Source organism: Mannheimia kashgarensis (genome assembly GCF_041807705.1).
In the GTDB taxonomy this organism is placed as follows: domain Bacteria; phylum Pseudomonadota; class Gammaproteobacteria; order Enterobacterales; family Pasteurellaceae; genus Mannheimia.
Map to the genome: position 1 here is coordinate 7904 of NZ_JBGTYY010000011.1, position 13599 is coordinate 21502.

Sequence of the window (13599 nt, forward strand, 5' to 3'; positions counted from 1 at the left end):
TTGATTGATTGATTGATTGATTGATTGATTGATTGATTGATTGATTGTCATAATAACCTCTTAAAATATATAATGTATCAAAAATATTAGCATTTGGAATTTCTATTTCAACTTATTTTTAAAGTTGATAAATACAGCTAGTAACATTACTCATACCTCCTCATATCCGCCAATTTTTGCAGAAATTTCATCATAGGCTGCATTTTATTGGTGTCGTAAAAGCGTGTCATTTTACTGTCGTAACTACGTTTTAATCGTGCTGGAATACTTACTACAGGCAAACCGTGACTTAAGAGAAAACCATTCATCATTAATTGAGCTGTGCGTTTATTACCATCGTAAAAAAATTGATGTCTAGCACATTGTAAAAATAGCCAAAACGCTTTGGTATGAACATCAGCCTCTAGTTGCTGAAATACTTTCATCATTTGCTCAAAAACAGTATCTAATTCTTCTGCTTTAGGGGGGATATATTTTTCAACACCTGCAATATAAACTTGCCCCGTTCTAAAACATCCAACAATTAATGCCTCATTTTCAGCCACAATTTGATTAAAATGAATAAAATTCGCTTTAGTTAGCGTAAAAGTACCTTGTTTGATTTGTGAACGGAGCTCTTCCCAAGCCTTTGAAACTCGTAATACTTGTTCTTGATCAGATAATTTCCTTCCGCCAACAGTAATACCATCTAAGAGAGTTTTAACCTCACTATAAGTGTAAGGATTTCCCTCTAATTTAGTCATATTGTAAACCAATTCAGAGTGCATTCTGGTGGATGAAAATAAGGCTTTTTTTTGGTTATTTGTCATAATTTTTACCTATAGACTAAAGTCATTCTATTTTACTGCATTTTTAGCTTAATGATCCCTCAACCCATTCAAAATTGAACACTCAGGGCTGTTGTTGCCACAGCAAGTGCGGCTCCAGCTTCTGAGTAATTTAAGCATTTCGTTTAAGTCATTTATTTTTTGTTCCAGCTCTGCAATATGTTGCTCGGTAAGCTTTTTTACCTCTCTACTGGTGCGGTTTGGGTTGTCGTTTAGTTTCAATAATTCGGCAATTTGCACAAGTGAAAAGCCGACTTTTCTTGCATTACCAATAAAAAACAATCGATCTAAATCCGCTTCATTATAAAAACGATAACCCGATTGTGTGCGAGCTGGAACCGGGAGCAGTCCTGCTTTCTCATAGTCTCGAATTTGTTTGGTAGATAGCCCTGTTTTTTCGGCGGCTTGGCTAATGTTCATATTCCCTCTTGACTTTAACCTAAGGTTAAACCTTATTATATCCTCGAATAACCACTCAACATAGGAGAAAATAATGGCAATCAAATTACAATTAGACGGATTGCATTGTGGTAACTGCGTGAAAAGTGTCGAAAAGGCTTTAAATGGCGTTTCGGGAGTAACGCAAGCTATCGTAACCTTAGAAAATCAAACAGCGGTAATTGAAGGCGAAGTTTTGGCTGAAGATTTAATTGCAACAGTTGAAGATATTGGTTTTGGAGCGAAATTAGCATAATGACCGAACAACAGCTTTTAATTGATGGAATGCACTGTGCTGCTTGTGTTCGCCGAGTTGAGAAAGCATTGCTTAAAGTAGAAAACGTCAGTTTTGCCTCTGTTAATCTTGCTGATCAAACCGCTTTTGTGCAAGGAAATGCTAATTCAGAAGCATTAATTACCGCTGTTACTAAAATTGGTTTTGTGGCAGAGATATTAGAAAGCGAGGAAGAGCGTAGAGCCAAGCTGCAAGCTCAAACTAAACGTGTGCTAAGCCATAAGCGTACACAATTTATCGTGGCTCTTGTTGCAGGCTTTGCGTTGATGGTGTTTGGCTTTTATAAGGGTATGCAGATTACCGAAAACAATCGCTCGCTTTGGCTTGTTTGGTCTCTCATCACGCTTGCTACAATGTATTTTTCGGGCAGAGAATTTTTTTCGGGGGCTTATAACGCCCTTAAAAATAAATCTGCCAATATGGACGTGTTAGTCGCCATAAGTACAGGCACGGCTTGGCTTTATTCATTTTGGCTTACGCTGTTCCCACAGCCAAATGCTCACGTCTATTTTGAAGCGAGTGTGATGATTATCGGCTTTATCAATTTAGGCAAATACCTTGAACTTAAAGCCAAGCAACGCTCTTCCCTTGCATTGGAAAAACTGCTCGATCTCGCCCCGAAACAAGCGGTCATTTTTGAAGAAAATATTGCAAAAACTATTCCAGCCAAAGGCATTAAACCTGAAATGCGAGTGCAAGCCTTAACGGGTGATCGCCTAGCGGTTGATGGCATTTTAGAAAGTGGCTCAATTTGGGTTGATGAATCAATGCTGACAGGCGAAGCCTTGCCGATTGAGAAAAAAGTAGGCGATAAAGTCCGAGCTGGCACGCTGGTGCAAGATGGTTCAGGGGTTTATATTGCCGAGCAAGTTGGTTCTCAAACTGCTTTAGCTCGTGTGATTCATGCCGTTCGCCATGCCCAAAGTAGCAAACCACCACTTGCTCAATTTGTTGATAAAGTCGCCGCTGTATTTGTGCCTGTAGTTATTTCTATTGCATTATTTGCTGCTTTAATTTGGCTTCTTGTCGGGAAAGATTTCGCCTTTGCACTTTCCATTTTTACCACCGTGCTGATTATTGCTTGCCCTTGTGCCTTAGGGTTAGCCATTCCACTTTCAACCATTGCAGGGGTAGCTCGTGCGGCTGAATTCGGTGTATTAGTGAGAAATATTCAAGCCTTACAAGCAGGGAGTGAAATTGATACTCTAGTTTTCGATAAAACAGGCACGCTCACCACAGGGCAAATGGAGGTTACGGAAGTTATTACCTTCAATAATTTTGATAGAAATGATTTAATTACTCTTGCCAAAAGTTTAGAGCAGCACGCCTCTCACCCCATTGCGAAAGCGATTGTAAAATTTGCGGAAAATTATCCCTCTCTTGATGTCAATGAAATTCAAGTGGAGAAAGGATTGGGCATTCGGGGTAAAGTGGGAGAAGATAGAGTTAAAATCGGCAATGCCTCATTTGTAAATTTTTCGGAAAAAACAACCGCTTGTACTGCCACACTTATCTATATTGCAGTTAATGATGAAATAATTGGCAGAATTTCAGTGCAAGACCAACTTCGTCCTGAAGCGAAAGAAACAATTCAACGGTTCCAAGCTGAAGGTTATCAATGCCTAATGCTTACAGGCGATCGCCAAGAAACCGCTGATTATTTTGCCAAAGAGCTGGGCTTAAATGGCGTGATTGCTGAAGTCTTACCCGAACAAAAAGCGGAGAAAATTCGAGCGTTGCAAGCAGAAGGAAAAAAAGTGGCGATGATTGGCGATGGCATTAATGATGCCCCAGCCCTTGCTCAAGCGAATGTGGGAATTGCAATGCATAATGGATCAGATATTGCGGTAGAAACTGCCGATCTTTCTCTGATGAAAAGCGGATTAGCACCTGTAAGCCAAATTTTACCCTTCTCAAAACGAGTGCTAAAAAATATGAAACAGAGCCTGCTAGGTGCATTCATCTACAATGTGGTTGCGATTCCTGTGGCAGCAGGTGTGTTATATCCTTTTACTGGTTGGCTGCTCAATCCAATGATTGCTGCTATTGCGATGACATTGTCCTCCATTACAGTGGTGCTAAATAGCCAAAGACTGTTGAAATAATTCAAGCGGTTGGATTTGCAAAAAAATTTACAAATTCAACCGCTTGTCTTAATTAATCCGCTAAAAACAACGGCCCTAACGCCGTTTTCGGAATACCAAAATGTTCTGGATAATGCACTTCGACTAAATACAAGCCTTCTGCTTTCGCTGTGGGTGCTGCGATTTCTCGATTGCGTTGTTCTAACACCCACTTTGCCCATTCTACAGGCTGTCTGCCCTGCCCAATTTCAAGCAAGGTGCCGACAATGTTTCTCACCATATGATGCACAAACGCATTCGCTTGGATATCCACAATCACATAATTGCCTTGTCGAGAAACATTTAAATGGTGGATATTCCGCCACGGTGTGTTTGATTGGCATTTTGCCGCACGGAAAGAGGAGAAATCATTCTCGCCAAGCAAATATTGCCCAGCTTGGTGCATTTTCTGTTCATCAAGTGGGAAATGAAAATGGGTAACGCCTTTTGGCAAAATGGCTGAACGCAGTTTGCTGTTAAAAATAATATAACGATAGCGGCGAGCTGTTGCACTAAAGCGAGCGTGAAAATCCTCACTCACTTCCACCGCCCATTTCACCGCAATATCCTCGGGCAAATGAGCGTTAGTGCCGAAGCACCAGCTTTGCAGAGGTCGATTAGCGTTCGTTTCAAAATGTACCACTTGCCCTGTGCCGTGCACGCCAGCATCGGTTCTGCCAGCACAGAACACCTCCACAGGCGAATTGGCAACAACAGAAAGGGCTTGTTCTAATTTTTGCTGTACGCTTTCAACTGATTCTTGCTTCTGCCAACCAAAATAGCGGCTGCCGTCATACTCAATGCCTAATGCGATTTTCATTTTTAATCCTAAAAAAGAGGGCGAAAGATTTTTCGCCCTAGCAATTACTTATTTAATAAGCCTAAAAACTCTTTGCGGGTTTCTCTATCTTCTAAGAATACACCACCGAAGGCTGAGGTAACCGTATAGCTGTTGGTATCTTTGACCCCACGACATTTTACGCAAAAGTGCGTTGCTTTTACATAAACGGCAACATCATCGGTTTCTAAAATCGTTTGAAATGCCGTTAAAATCTGCTCAGTAAAACGCTCTTGCACCTGTGGTCGTTGTGCAAAAAACTGTACAACACGATTAATTTTTGAGAGCCCAATCACCCATTTTTTGGGGTAATATGCCACTGCCACTTTGCCATCAATGGTTACAAAATGATGTTCACACGTTGAAGTAAGGGTAATATCATCAACTAACACCATCTCGCTGACTTTCATTCGGTTTTCAATATTGGTAATTTTCGGGAAAGTCGCATAATCTAAGCCGCTAAAAATCTCGTCCACATACATTTTAGCTAAGCGATGCGGTGTTTCTTCTAAGCTGTCATCGGTTAAATCTAAGCCGAGCAACTCCATTACGGCTTGCATATGCTGTTGAATTTCCGCACGGCGGCTGTCTTTATCTTTTTTATGAGCGACTGTTGGCGTTTCAATGCCTTTTGCCAATAAGGCTTGGCGAACTTTTTGGGCTTCAGGCGAAAGTTGATTTTCTACACTATTTAATTCGGGCGAGATCGTTGTCATTGGTTTTCCTCTCAAATACAAGCGAAAGATTCTAACAAATTGACATCAAAAAAAATAGCTCTAAAATGGACTATTTCAGCCATCACTATTCTTTAAACTATGCGAAATATTCAGTATCTTTTTAATGCCGATCTCATTCCTGAGGAGCAGGCAGAATTTGTGCAATCTTTACTAAATTGCAAAATATTTGAAAATTCTGACCGCTTACTAGGCTTCTCTAAAGGGCGAGGTACGACGTGGTTTTTAAATACAGTGCCAGAACTCGGCATTAATGTGGTGCTACGCCATTATTATCGAGGTGGTTTGTTTGGCAAATTCGTTAAAGATAGCTATGTTTTTACCCGTTTTGAAAACACAAGAGCCTATAAAGAATTTTTCTTGTTACAGCAAATGTTGGCGTGGGGACTACCTGTGCCTCGTCCTGTTGCGATTAAAGTAGAAAAATCGTTGTGTTGCTATCGTGCTGATATTTTGCTGGAAAAATTAGAGAATACGCAGGATTTAAGCAAGATTTTGCAATCTCAACCTTTATCAAATGAACAATATGAGCAAATCGGAGCATTAATTCGCCGTTTGCATAATCATCAAGTTCATCATTCTGATTTGAATATTCATAATATTTTATTAGGCAATGACGGTAAATTTTGGCTGATTGATTTTGACAAATGCGGCATTGAACAAGGCGAAAGCTGGAAACAAAGTAATTTAGATAGGCTGCTACGTTCGTTTAAAAAAGAACAAAGTCGGTTGAATATCCTGTTTAATGAGGAACATTGGCAGGCGGTTTTGAGGGGATATTCTCGCTAAAATAACCAAATGATAGCGTAAGCGTCCACGCTTGTGCTTTTAGAGTTAAGTTAATGGCACAAGCGTGGACGCTTGCGCCATCAAATCCCAAATAAAAAGATGATTAATTACTTCACTTCACGGATCATAATTTCAGATGGAATTACACTTCCTTGCCAGTAAAGCTCAGCAGCCACTTTTTCGGCTAAGGCTAAATAGGCTTGGCTGATTTCGTGTTCTGGGGCTGCGACAACCGTCGGCACGCCGCTGTCTAAATCTTCACGCAGGCGAATATGTAGTGGCAGTTGTGCTAATACTTGCGTGCCATATTTTTGTGCGATTTTATCTGCCCCACCTGTACCGAAAATTGCCTCGTGATGTCCGCAGTTTGAGCAAATGTGCATTGACATATTTTCAATCACCCCCAACACTGGCACAGACACTTTCTCAAACATTGAAATGCCTTTGATTGCATCTAATAATGCAATATCTTGTGGTGTGGTAACCACTACTGCCCCTGTTACAGGAATTTGTTGTGAAAGGGTAAGTTGTATATCGCCTGTACCCGGTGGCATATCAATAACCAAGTAATCCAATTCATTCCACCAGGTTTCATTTAGCAGTTGGCTTAATGCACTACTTGCCATCGGCCCACGCCAAATGGTCGCATTGTCTTCGTCCATTAAATAACCAATAGAATTTGATTGCAAACCGTGAGCGGTAATTGGCGTGATATGTTTGTTATCAGGAGAGGTTGGGCGTTGGTCTTTTGCCCCAAGCATATGTGGAATAGACGGGCCGTAAATATCCGCATCTAAAATCCCGACTTTTGCCCCTTGTGCTTGTAATGCAAGCGCTAGGTTTACCGAAGTGGTTGATTTACCTACCCCGCCTTTACCTGAGGTGACGGCAATAATATTTTTTACCCCATTTACTGCTGGGTGCTTGTTTGCACGTTTTAAGGTGGCAATTTGGTAATTTAACACCCATTTTACACCGCTTGCAGCAGTTGCTTGCTTCAGTTTTTCTTCCGTTTCTGCTTTTAATGCAGCAAAAGCCGTGTTCCACGCAAATGGCATTGTAATTTCAATGCGTAAAATGCCACCACCTAGTTCTGCTTTTTTGAAAGCATTAAGGGCAATCAGATCTTTTTGCAATGTTGGGTGAGCAAATTGTTGTAAAATACTTTTAATTTCAACAAGTTGCTGTTCGTTTAGTTGGTTCATTGGTTAATCCTTTTGTTCCGAAATACGTTTTAAATCCTTGCTATAAATTACTTCGCTATCGTTGCTTAAATCAATACCCAAAAGGGAGGAAACTATGCCCACTCGGTGTTGATACTGAAATAATGGCAATACCGCAACATCACTATAAAGCTGCTCGTTAATCTCTGTAATCAAGAGTGAGCGTTGTTCTTGGGTTAGCGTTTCTGTTTGTAATTGATTTAACTTTTCATCAACAAGCTCATTTTTATAGCCAGAGTGATTATCCGGGCTTGATGAATGAAATTTCTGCAAAAAGATAAGCGGCTCAGGGTAATCTGCACACCAGCCAGAGCGGATTAGTTGATAATCTTTCTGCTTACGTAATTGATTAGCCGTCTGCCAATCCACCACTTTCGGTGTAATATGAAATAGATCTGATTGCGATAAGGTACGATTAATCTGGTTTGCAATATCGCTATTCATCTCACTATCATCGTACAGCAAGGTAAGTTTTAAAGGCTCGTGTAAACTCACGCCTGCTTTCATTAACAGTTGCTCGACAATAATTGGCTGCCACTGTTTTTCCCTATCTTTTACTAAATTATGTGGAATAACTGACTGGCTCGGAATACCGTAATCTACCCCAATATTTGCCGAAGCCACCATCGCTCTTAATGCCTCACGAACTTCTTTCTTACCAAGCTGTTCATCGTTAAAGTTAAATTCATAATAATATGAGCATAAACGTGGAAACTTGGTGATATTCGTTTTCTGACTTAGCAGTGGGTTTTCTACAATATCAAACGGCGAATAATTTTGAATTGTGGTAATTAGATTGTACTCGACGGTTTGAAACGGCACATTTTCAGAACGTGCTTGCAGCACCAATCTTTTCTCTGCTATTTGTTTGATTTGGTAAGCCGCATTACTGATAAAGCCAACAGCATTAGGATCTTCGCCTTGATAAGTCGGTAGCAATGCAACGTGTGCCAACATTTCAGGTAGTTGACGATTTGGCTGGCTAAGGCGAATTTCTAGCGTATGATCATTTAATGCAGCAACACCCAATTCCGAAGCTGGTTTTTGGTGTTCTGCAATCGCTTTAGCATTTTCAACCCCCATATAGATGAGATATTTTGCCAATGGCGAATGATTTACAGGATCAATTAAACGTTGCCAGCTTGCCACAAAATCTTGTGCAGTAACCGCTTTACCATTCGACCAAGTGGCTTTATCGTCTAAAATAAATAACCACGATTTTTCATCTTCTGTAAACCAATTTTGTGCAATGGCCGGCACAACATCGCCCTTTGCGTTGTATGCCATTAAACCCACTAATAAATCTCGTAGCGGTGCAGCATCGACAGAAACCTTTACTTTATGCGGATCAAGCTGGAAAACCGCAGAATAGATAGCTCGCTTGAGTTCCGTACTACTTGGTTGGCTCTCAACAGGTAGTTGTGAAACCGGTTTAGAGCTATTTAATTTATCACAAGAGGTAATTAGCAAAACACAAGCGGTCATTTTTGCAAATTTTTTTGCAATTTTAACCGCTTGTAAAACTTTCAACATAAACACCCCACAAAAATCAGTTATTTAACAAGAAGTGCAGGGAACAATGTTGTTAAACCTGCCACAATAATTTCAATACCGAGAGCCATTAGAATTAACCCCATAATACGGGTAACCACATTTGATCCTGTCTTGCCTAATTTTTTCACTAACGGAGCGGAATAACGGAATAAAATATAACATATTAACGCAAAAATAATGATGGCAATGCTAAAGCCGAGGTAGTCTTCCCAAGTATGATAGCGTGTTCCCCACACAATAGTTGAGCCTATTGCTCCCGGTCCTGCCATAATTGGCATTGCAAGTGGCACAACACCGATATTTTCATATTCGGTAACATCTTCGTTTTTCTCTTCTTTATTTTGCTTGTGTTCGCCGAGCTTACCACTAATCATCGTCATTGCTATGCTGACAATCAAAATACCACCTGCCACTCTAAAAGAACTTAATGAAATACTAAAGGCATTTAAAATTAGGTTTCCAAAGTAAAGGCTGACTAATAAAATCACACCAATAGAAACAGCGGTAATAAGACTAGTTCGGTTTCTCTCCCCTTCGTATTGATGGGCTGTCATACTGAAGAAAATAGGTAAAGAACCAAATGGATTAACAATAGCAAACAACCCAATGAAGAATTGGAGGTAGATGGCGAAATTAACAACGATATCCACAGAACTTTCTCAAAAACAATATTTCTGCGTTATTATATCGGTTAATTAGGGCTGATACAAACCAAAAGCACCCACTGTGAAAACGGGTGCTTTTGCTTGATTATTTAATTAGTGTGATGAACCTGACGAAAAGTTATCTTCATTCACGTCAATAGAGGCTTTTGCTCGAAGAGCTTTCAATAACCCATTACGCAGCATTAATCGGTTAGCTTGCTCAAATTGTGGGGCAATAGCTTTAAATTGTTCAGTGTCCCCCTCTACAATTTTATCTAATGCTACAATCACAACATCACCTTTTTGGTTACGGGCAATTTGGTAAGCCGGTTTATTTTGCTCTTTCTTCATTGCAAATACGGTTTGAGCTAAGGTAGGATTTTCCACTTCTGACTGCATATAAACTAATGTTTGTGGAGCATTAAATTTCACATCGGCTGTTTTACCTTCATTTAATGCTTTTACGCTCTCTTCTGCTTTAAATAATAACGCCTTCTCCGCTTTCTCTGCTTTCACAAAGTTTTCAACCGCTGATTTCGCTTCAGCGAATGTTTGTGGTCGTTCTGCTTCATATTCACTTACACGCACAAATAAGGTTTGCGGATTTGTATCGGTACCAACATCTAAAGCATCTGAATTTTGTTTATTTTGGCGTAACTCGCCTTCAAATAACGCTTTTAATACTTTCTCATTCTGTAACGCAGCAGGCACATTCGCACGAGTAAATTGCTCAGTTTTTTGCACCTTTACGTTACCCGCTTTTGCTACTTCTTCCAGTGAAGAATTATTTTCAAACGCTCTGTTTGCCATTTCACGAGCAATAGTTGAATATTCGGTTAATACTAATTCTTGACGAATAGTTTGAGCAATATTGTCTTTCACTTGAGCTAACTCAATCGCTTGCTCAGGCTTACGTTCTAACACTTTGATAATGTGGTAGGCATTATCTACTTTAACAGGATTACTTACTTGCCCGGCTTCTAAATTCACTACTGCATCTTCAAATGCTTTCGGGAAAGTACCTGCTTTTGCCCAACCTAAATCACCGCCATTATTCGCTGATAGTGTATCTGCTGATTTTGCTTTTGCAACAGCGGCAAAATTTGCCCCACTTTTCAGCTCTTGCTCAACGGCTTGAGCTTCTGCTTCCGTTGCAACTTGAATATGTGCTAAATGAGCTTCGCCTTTAGTCACATAACCGCCTTTATTACGATCATAATAGGTTTGAATTTGCTCATCAGTAATCTCTACTTTGCTTTCGACATCTTTTGGCGAAAGGGTTGCATATTCAACCGTTAATTTCTCAGGAGCTAATAACTTAGCTTTATTCGCATCATAATATGCTTGTAATTCTTCTTGTGAAGCGGTCTGATTTTCCATTTCTTTTGCAATTGAAAACTCAGCCACACGCATTTCACGTTGCTGTAACAATAATTTAGCTAATGTTTCTTGCTGTGCCGGCACAGTAAAATCACTACTTACAATCCCTTCTTGAATTTGAGATTGCAACATACCTTCGTTTACGATTGCCGCATAAGCATCAGGGCTTAAATTATTGTGGCGTAAGGTTTGTTGATATAATTCGTTACTAAATTTGCCGTCTTGCTGGAACATTTGGCTATTTACAATTTCAGATTTGATCTGTTCCGCACTTATTCCTAATTTTAGATCTTTCGCATATTGACGTAACAATTCTTCATCAATCAAGCTATCAAGTACCGATTGATGAAATTGTTTTGCATATTCAGGGTTATCCATTAAATCCCAAAAACGGCTACCCATCTCGGTATTTAAAATATTTTGTTGGCGATTAACTGCATTATTAAAAAGCTGTTGGCTAATTTCTTCGCCATTTACTTTCGCAACAGAATGATCTGCCATCATAAAGCCTGTACCCACTCCACCAATAACAAATGAAAGTGTGATTAATGCAAAAACAATTTTAAACACCGGTCCTTTTGACCGCTCGTGCATCGATTCAATCATTTAAAAATTCCTAACAACTAAAAAATTGCCGTAGATTATACTCTTTCTAACATTAGAAATAAATTGCAAATTTTTATTGAAATAAATTGCAAATTTTTATTGAAATAAATTGCAAATTTTTATTGAAATTTGACCGCTTTCTCTTTAAAATCCGCAGTTCATGTCATAGCTGAGTTAGAGATCGGCTATTGATGTATTATCAACCCTTAACAAAAAGGAAATTAAAATGTCTCTAAGCGTAGAAGCAAAAGCAAAAATCGTTGCTGAATTTGGTCGTGATGCAAAAGATACAGGTTCTTCTGAAGTTCAAATTGCATTATTAACTGCACAAATCAACCACTTACAAGCACACTTTGCTGAGCATAAAAAAGATCACCACGGTCGTCGTGGTTTATTACGTATGGTTTCACGCCGTCGTAAATTATTAGACTACTTAAAACGTACTGATCTTGCTAAATATTCAGAAACTATCGCACGTTTAGGTTTACGTCGCTAATTTCAAATATTAGATATGAGAGCCGAGCTGAAAAGTTCGGCTTTTTTATAAATTTTATTCGAGGAAAAATTATGGCTTTTGCGTCATTATTTACTTTATTAGATGATATTGCTGCTGTGCTTGATGATGTGTCTATTATGACTAAAATGGCAGCGAAGAAGACCGCCGGTGTCATTGGCGATGATCTCGCCTTAAACGCCAATCAAGTAAGCGGAAAAAATGTACTTCCGGAGCGTGAGCTGCCAATTGTTTGGCAAGTAGCGAAAGGGTCATTTATTAACAAAGTGATCTTAATTCCATTGGCATTACTCTTATCATTTTTTCTGCCACAATTAATTATTCCATTATTAATGATTGGTGGAGCTTATTTGTGCTTTGAGGGGGTGGAGAAATTACTTCATCACTTCTTCCATAAAGGTGAAGACAATCCTAAAGAAGAACTGTCCGAAAAAGATAAAATCAGAGGGGCTATTCGTACCGATTTTATTTTATCCGCCGAAATTATCATCATTGCTTTAGGCGTATTACAAGAATCTTCCACATTAACTAAGATTTTATCGCTTTCTGTCATCGGTATTGGCATTACCGTATTTGTGTATGGTTTAGTGGCATTAATCGTAAAATTAGATGATATCGGTTTATGGCTGATTCAAAAGAAAAGTGCATTCTCACAAGCGGTCGGAAAAGGCTTATTATTTACAATGCCTTGGTTTATGAAAGGGCTTTCTGTGATTGGTACTATCGCAATGTTTTTAGTTGGTGGCGGTATTTTTACCCATAATTTGCCAGTGATTCATCATTTTGTTGAAACATTGAATATTAACCCAAACCTTTCATTTTTGGTTGATTTAGTGGTTGGTATCATTGTAGGTGCTATTGCTTGTGTAATTATCTTACCCCTTATAAAAGTATTTTCTAAAAAGAAAGTACACTAAAACATAAAAGCGTTGGTTTCTCAAAACCAACGCTTTATTTTTAAATTGCTTTTGCAAAATATAAATCAATTTTACTCAATTCTGCCATTTTATTAACGTAATCTAACACTTTTGGCGGGAATTGAATGCCTTTCACACAGGTTAAATTTCTAAGCATTGGGAAGACGATAATATCTTCGAGAGATAATTCGCCATTCAATGCTTTTTCTGATTTAATCAGATCGGATAACTCATTAATTAATGACTGAACAGCAGCAAGGTATTTGTCCGTTTCTGCTAAATTTTGTGCAAAATCACCTATACTTTCTGTTTTTTTCTTCACAAAATAATCAATTGCACTTTGTTTTTCAAATTCAGCTAAGTCTAATTTCACGAAACGAGGGAGCAATAAATGATTGTAAACTTTTGATAATTTACTTACCCACTCTTCAATTTCAGAGCGAATGCTCTCTGCAATAATCGGATTTCCGTAATGTGTATCAACATAACGTACGATATCTAAACTTTCAGGCATTGCAGTATCATCTTCTTTCACTAAAATTGGCACAACTTTTTTGCCTACTAAGCTAACAGGCGTGGCTTCGTCATCATTTGCCACCATTATTAGCTCTACGGGTAAATCTTTTAATCCAAACACCATTCTAGCTCTTACACAATATGGGCAGTGATCGTAAACGTATAATTTCATAACAACTCCTTTGAAGTGAAAATACAAAA

General features: G+C 39.0%; 14 protein-coding genes. 5 read left to right on the forward strand and 9 right to left on the reverse strand.

Annotation, left to right across the window (positions count from 1 at the left end):
* Positions 1 to 146: 146 nt before the first annotated feature.
* Together ACERCF_RS06285 and ACERCF_RS06290 are read right to left on the reverse strand one after the other, a co-directional pair.
* The gene (locus ACERCF_RS06285) at positions 147 to 809 is read right to left on the reverse strand and encodes a Fic family protein (protein WP_373625009.1); all 663 of its coding nucleotides are present in this window, start codon (positions 807 to 809) and stop codon (positions 147 to 149) included.
* A gap of 48 nt (positions 810 to 857) precedes the next feature.
* Positions 858 to 1247, reverse strand: coding sequence for a Cu(I)-responsive transcriptional regulator (locus tag ACERCF_RS06290; RefSeq protein ID WP_373611052.1), 390 nt, complete (start codon positions 1245 to 1247; stop codon positions 858 to 860).
* A gap of 73 nt (positions 1248 to 1320) precedes the next feature.
* Here ACERCF_RS06290 and ACERCF_RS06295 point away from each other — a divergent pair, with 73 nt between their 5' ends.
* Complete coding sequence (locus ACERCF_RS06295) at positions 1321 to 1521, forward strand: heavy-metal-associated domain-containing protein (protein ID WP_373625010.1); 201 nt, start codon at positions 1321 to 1323, stop codon at positions 1519 to 1521.
* A complete protein-coding gene (locus ACERCF_RS06300) occupies positions 1521 to 3665 on the forward strand; it encodes a heavy metal translocating P-type ATPase (protein ID WP_373625011.1) in 2145 nt (714 codons plus the stop codon). The genes ACERCF_RS06295 and ACERCF_RS06300 overlap by 1 nt, the downstream gene beginning before the upstream one ends.
* Positions 3666 to 3717: 52 nt before the next feature.
* On the opposite strand, the gene truA is transcribed toward ACERCF_RS06300, so the two are convergent.
* Together truA and folE are read right to left on the reverse strand one after the other, a co-directional pair.
* On the reverse strand, positions 3718 to 4503 hold the full coding sequence (gene truA, locus ACERCF_RS06305) for a tRNA pseudouridine(38-40) synthase TruA (RefSeq protein WP_373611054.1): 786 nt from the start codon (positions 4501 to 4503) through the stop codon (positions 3718 to 3720).
* 44 nt (positions 4504 to 4547) lie between these two features.
* Positions 4548 to 5237, reverse strand: coding sequence for a GTP cyclohydrolase I FolE (folE, locus tag ACERCF_RS06310; RefSeq protein ID WP_373625012.1), 690 nt, complete (start codon positions 5235 to 5237; stop codon positions 4548 to 4550).
* 99 nt (positions 5238 to 5336) lie between these two features.
* Here folE and ACERCF_RS06315 point away from each other — a divergent pair, with 99 nt between their 5' ends.
* Positions 5337 to 6044, forward strand: a complete 708-nt coding sequence (locus ACERCF_RS06315) for a 3-deoxy-D-manno-octulosonic acid kinase (RefSeq protein ID WP_373625013.1) — start codon at positions 5337 to 5339, stop codon at positions 6042 to 6044.
* Positions 6045 to 6151: 107 nt separating this feature from the next.
* Here ACERCF_RS06315 and apbC read toward each other — a convergent pair whose 3' ends face one another.
* The 4 genes from apbC to ACERCF_RS06335 form a co-directional block, all read right to left on the reverse strand.
* Positions 6152 to 7249, reverse strand: coding sequence for an iron-sulfur cluster carrier protein ApbC (apbC, locus tag ACERCF_RS06320; protein WP_159629427.1), 1098 nt, complete (start codon positions 7247 to 7249; stop codon positions 6152 to 6154).
* Between the two features lie 3 nt (positions 7250 to 7252).
* Positions 7253 to 8800 (reverse strand): peptide ABC transporter substrate-binding protein, encoded by a 1548-nt coding sequence (locus ACERCF_RS06325; RefSeq protein WP_373625014.1) that lies wholly within the window; start codon positions 8798 to 8800, stop codon positions 7253 to 7255.
* 20 nt (positions 8801 to 8820) lie between these two features.
* On the reverse strand, positions 8821 to 9471 hold the full coding sequence (locus ACERCF_RS06330) for a YchE family NAAT transporter (protein WP_373625015.1): 651 nt from the start codon (positions 9469 to 9471) through the stop codon (positions 8821 to 8823).
* A gap of 108 nt (positions 9472 to 9579) precedes the next feature.
* Positions 9580 to 11451, reverse strand: a complete 1872-nt coding sequence (locus tag ACERCF_RS06335) for a SurA N-terminal domain-containing protein (protein WP_373625016.1) — start codon at positions 11449 to 11451, stop codon at positions 9580 to 9582.
* A 226-nt stretch (positions 11452 to 11677) separates the two neighbouring features.
* On the opposite strand from ACERCF_RS06335, the gene rpsO reads away from it, so the two are divergent.
* Positions 11678 to 11947, forward strand: a complete 270-nt coding sequence (rpsO, locus tag ACERCF_RS06340; protein WP_005597777.1) for a 30S ribosomal protein S15 — start codon at positions 11678 to 11680, stop codon at positions 11945 to 11947.
* A gap of 71 nt (positions 11948 to 12018) precedes the next feature.
* Positions 12019 to 12882 carry a DUF808 domain-containing protein gene (locus tag ACERCF_RS06345; RefSeq protein WP_373625017.1) on the forward strand — a complete coding sequence of 288 codons (864 nt, stop codon included), beginning with the start codon at positions 12019 to 12021 and terminating at the stop codon, positions 12880 to 12882.
* Positions 12883 to 12922: 40 nt separating this feature from the next.
* Here the strand turns inward: ACERCF_RS06345 and grxB are convergent, their stop codons facing one another.
* Positions 12923 to 13570 carry a glutaredoxin 2 gene (grxB, locus tag ACERCF_RS06350; protein ID WP_373625018.1) on the reverse strand — a complete coding sequence of 216 codons (648 nt, stop codon included), beginning with the start codon at positions 13568 to 13570 and terminating at the stop codon, positions 12923 to 12925.
* Positions 13571 to 13599: the final 29 nt, after the last annotated feature.

What these genes read in the sequence shown, in the direction of transcription:
- ACERCF_RS06300 (WP_373625011.1), top strand. Translation starts at nt 1,521, where the DNA reads ATGACCGAACAACAGCTTTTAATTGATGGAATGCACTGTGCTGCTTGT.
- folE (WP_373625012.1), bottom strand. Translation starts at nt 5,237, where the DNA reads ATGACAACGATCTCGCCCGAATTAAATAGTGTAGAAAATCAACTTTCG.
- ACERCF_RS06295 (WP_373625010.1), top strand. Translation starts at nt 1,321, where the DNA reads ATGGCAATCAAATTACAATTAGACGGATTGCATTGTGGTAACTGCGTG.
- apbC (WP_159629427.1), bottom strand. Translation starts at nt 7,249, where the DNA reads ATGAACCAACTAAACGAACAGCAACTTGTTGAAATTAAAAGTATTTTA.
- ACERCF_RS06345 (WP_373625017.1), top strand. Translation starts at nt 12,019, where the DNA reads ATGGCTTTTGCGTCATTATTTACTTTATTAGATGATATTGCTGCTGTG.
- grxB (WP_373625018.1), bottom strand. Translation starts at nt 13,570, where the DNA reads ATGAAATTATACGTTTACGATCACTGCCCATATTGTGTAAGAGCTAGA.
- ACERCF_RS06325 (WP_373625014.1), bottom strand. Translation starts at nt 8,800, where the DNA reads ATGTTGAAAGTTTTACAAGCGGTTAAAATTGCAAAAAAATTTGCAAAA.
- ACERCF_RS06335 (WP_373625016.1), bottom strand. Translation starts at nt 11,451, where the DNA reads ATGATTGAATCGATGCACGAGCGGTCAAAAGGACCGGTGTTTAAAATT.
- rpsO (WP_005597777.1), top strand. Translation starts at nt 11,678, where the DNA reads ATGTCTCTAAGCGTAGAAGCAAAAGCAAAAATCGTTGCTGAATTTGGT.
- ACERCF_RS06315 (WP_373625013.1), top strand. Translation starts at nt 5,337, where the DNA reads ATGCGAAATATTCAGTATCTTTTTAATGCCGATCTCATTCCTGAGGAG.
- truA (WP_373611054.1), bottom strand. Translation starts at nt 4,503, where the DNA reads ATGAAAATCGCATTAGGCATTGAGTATGACGGCAGCCGCTATTTTGGT.
- ACERCF_RS06290 (WP_373611052.1), bottom strand. Translation starts at nt 1,247, where the DNA reads ATGAACATTAGCCAAGCCGCCGAAAAAACAGGGCTATCTACCAAACAA.
- ACERCF_RS06285 (WP_373625009.1), bottom strand. Translation starts at nt 809, where the DNA reads ATGACAAATAACCAAAAAAAAGCCTTATTTTCATCCACCAGAATGCAC.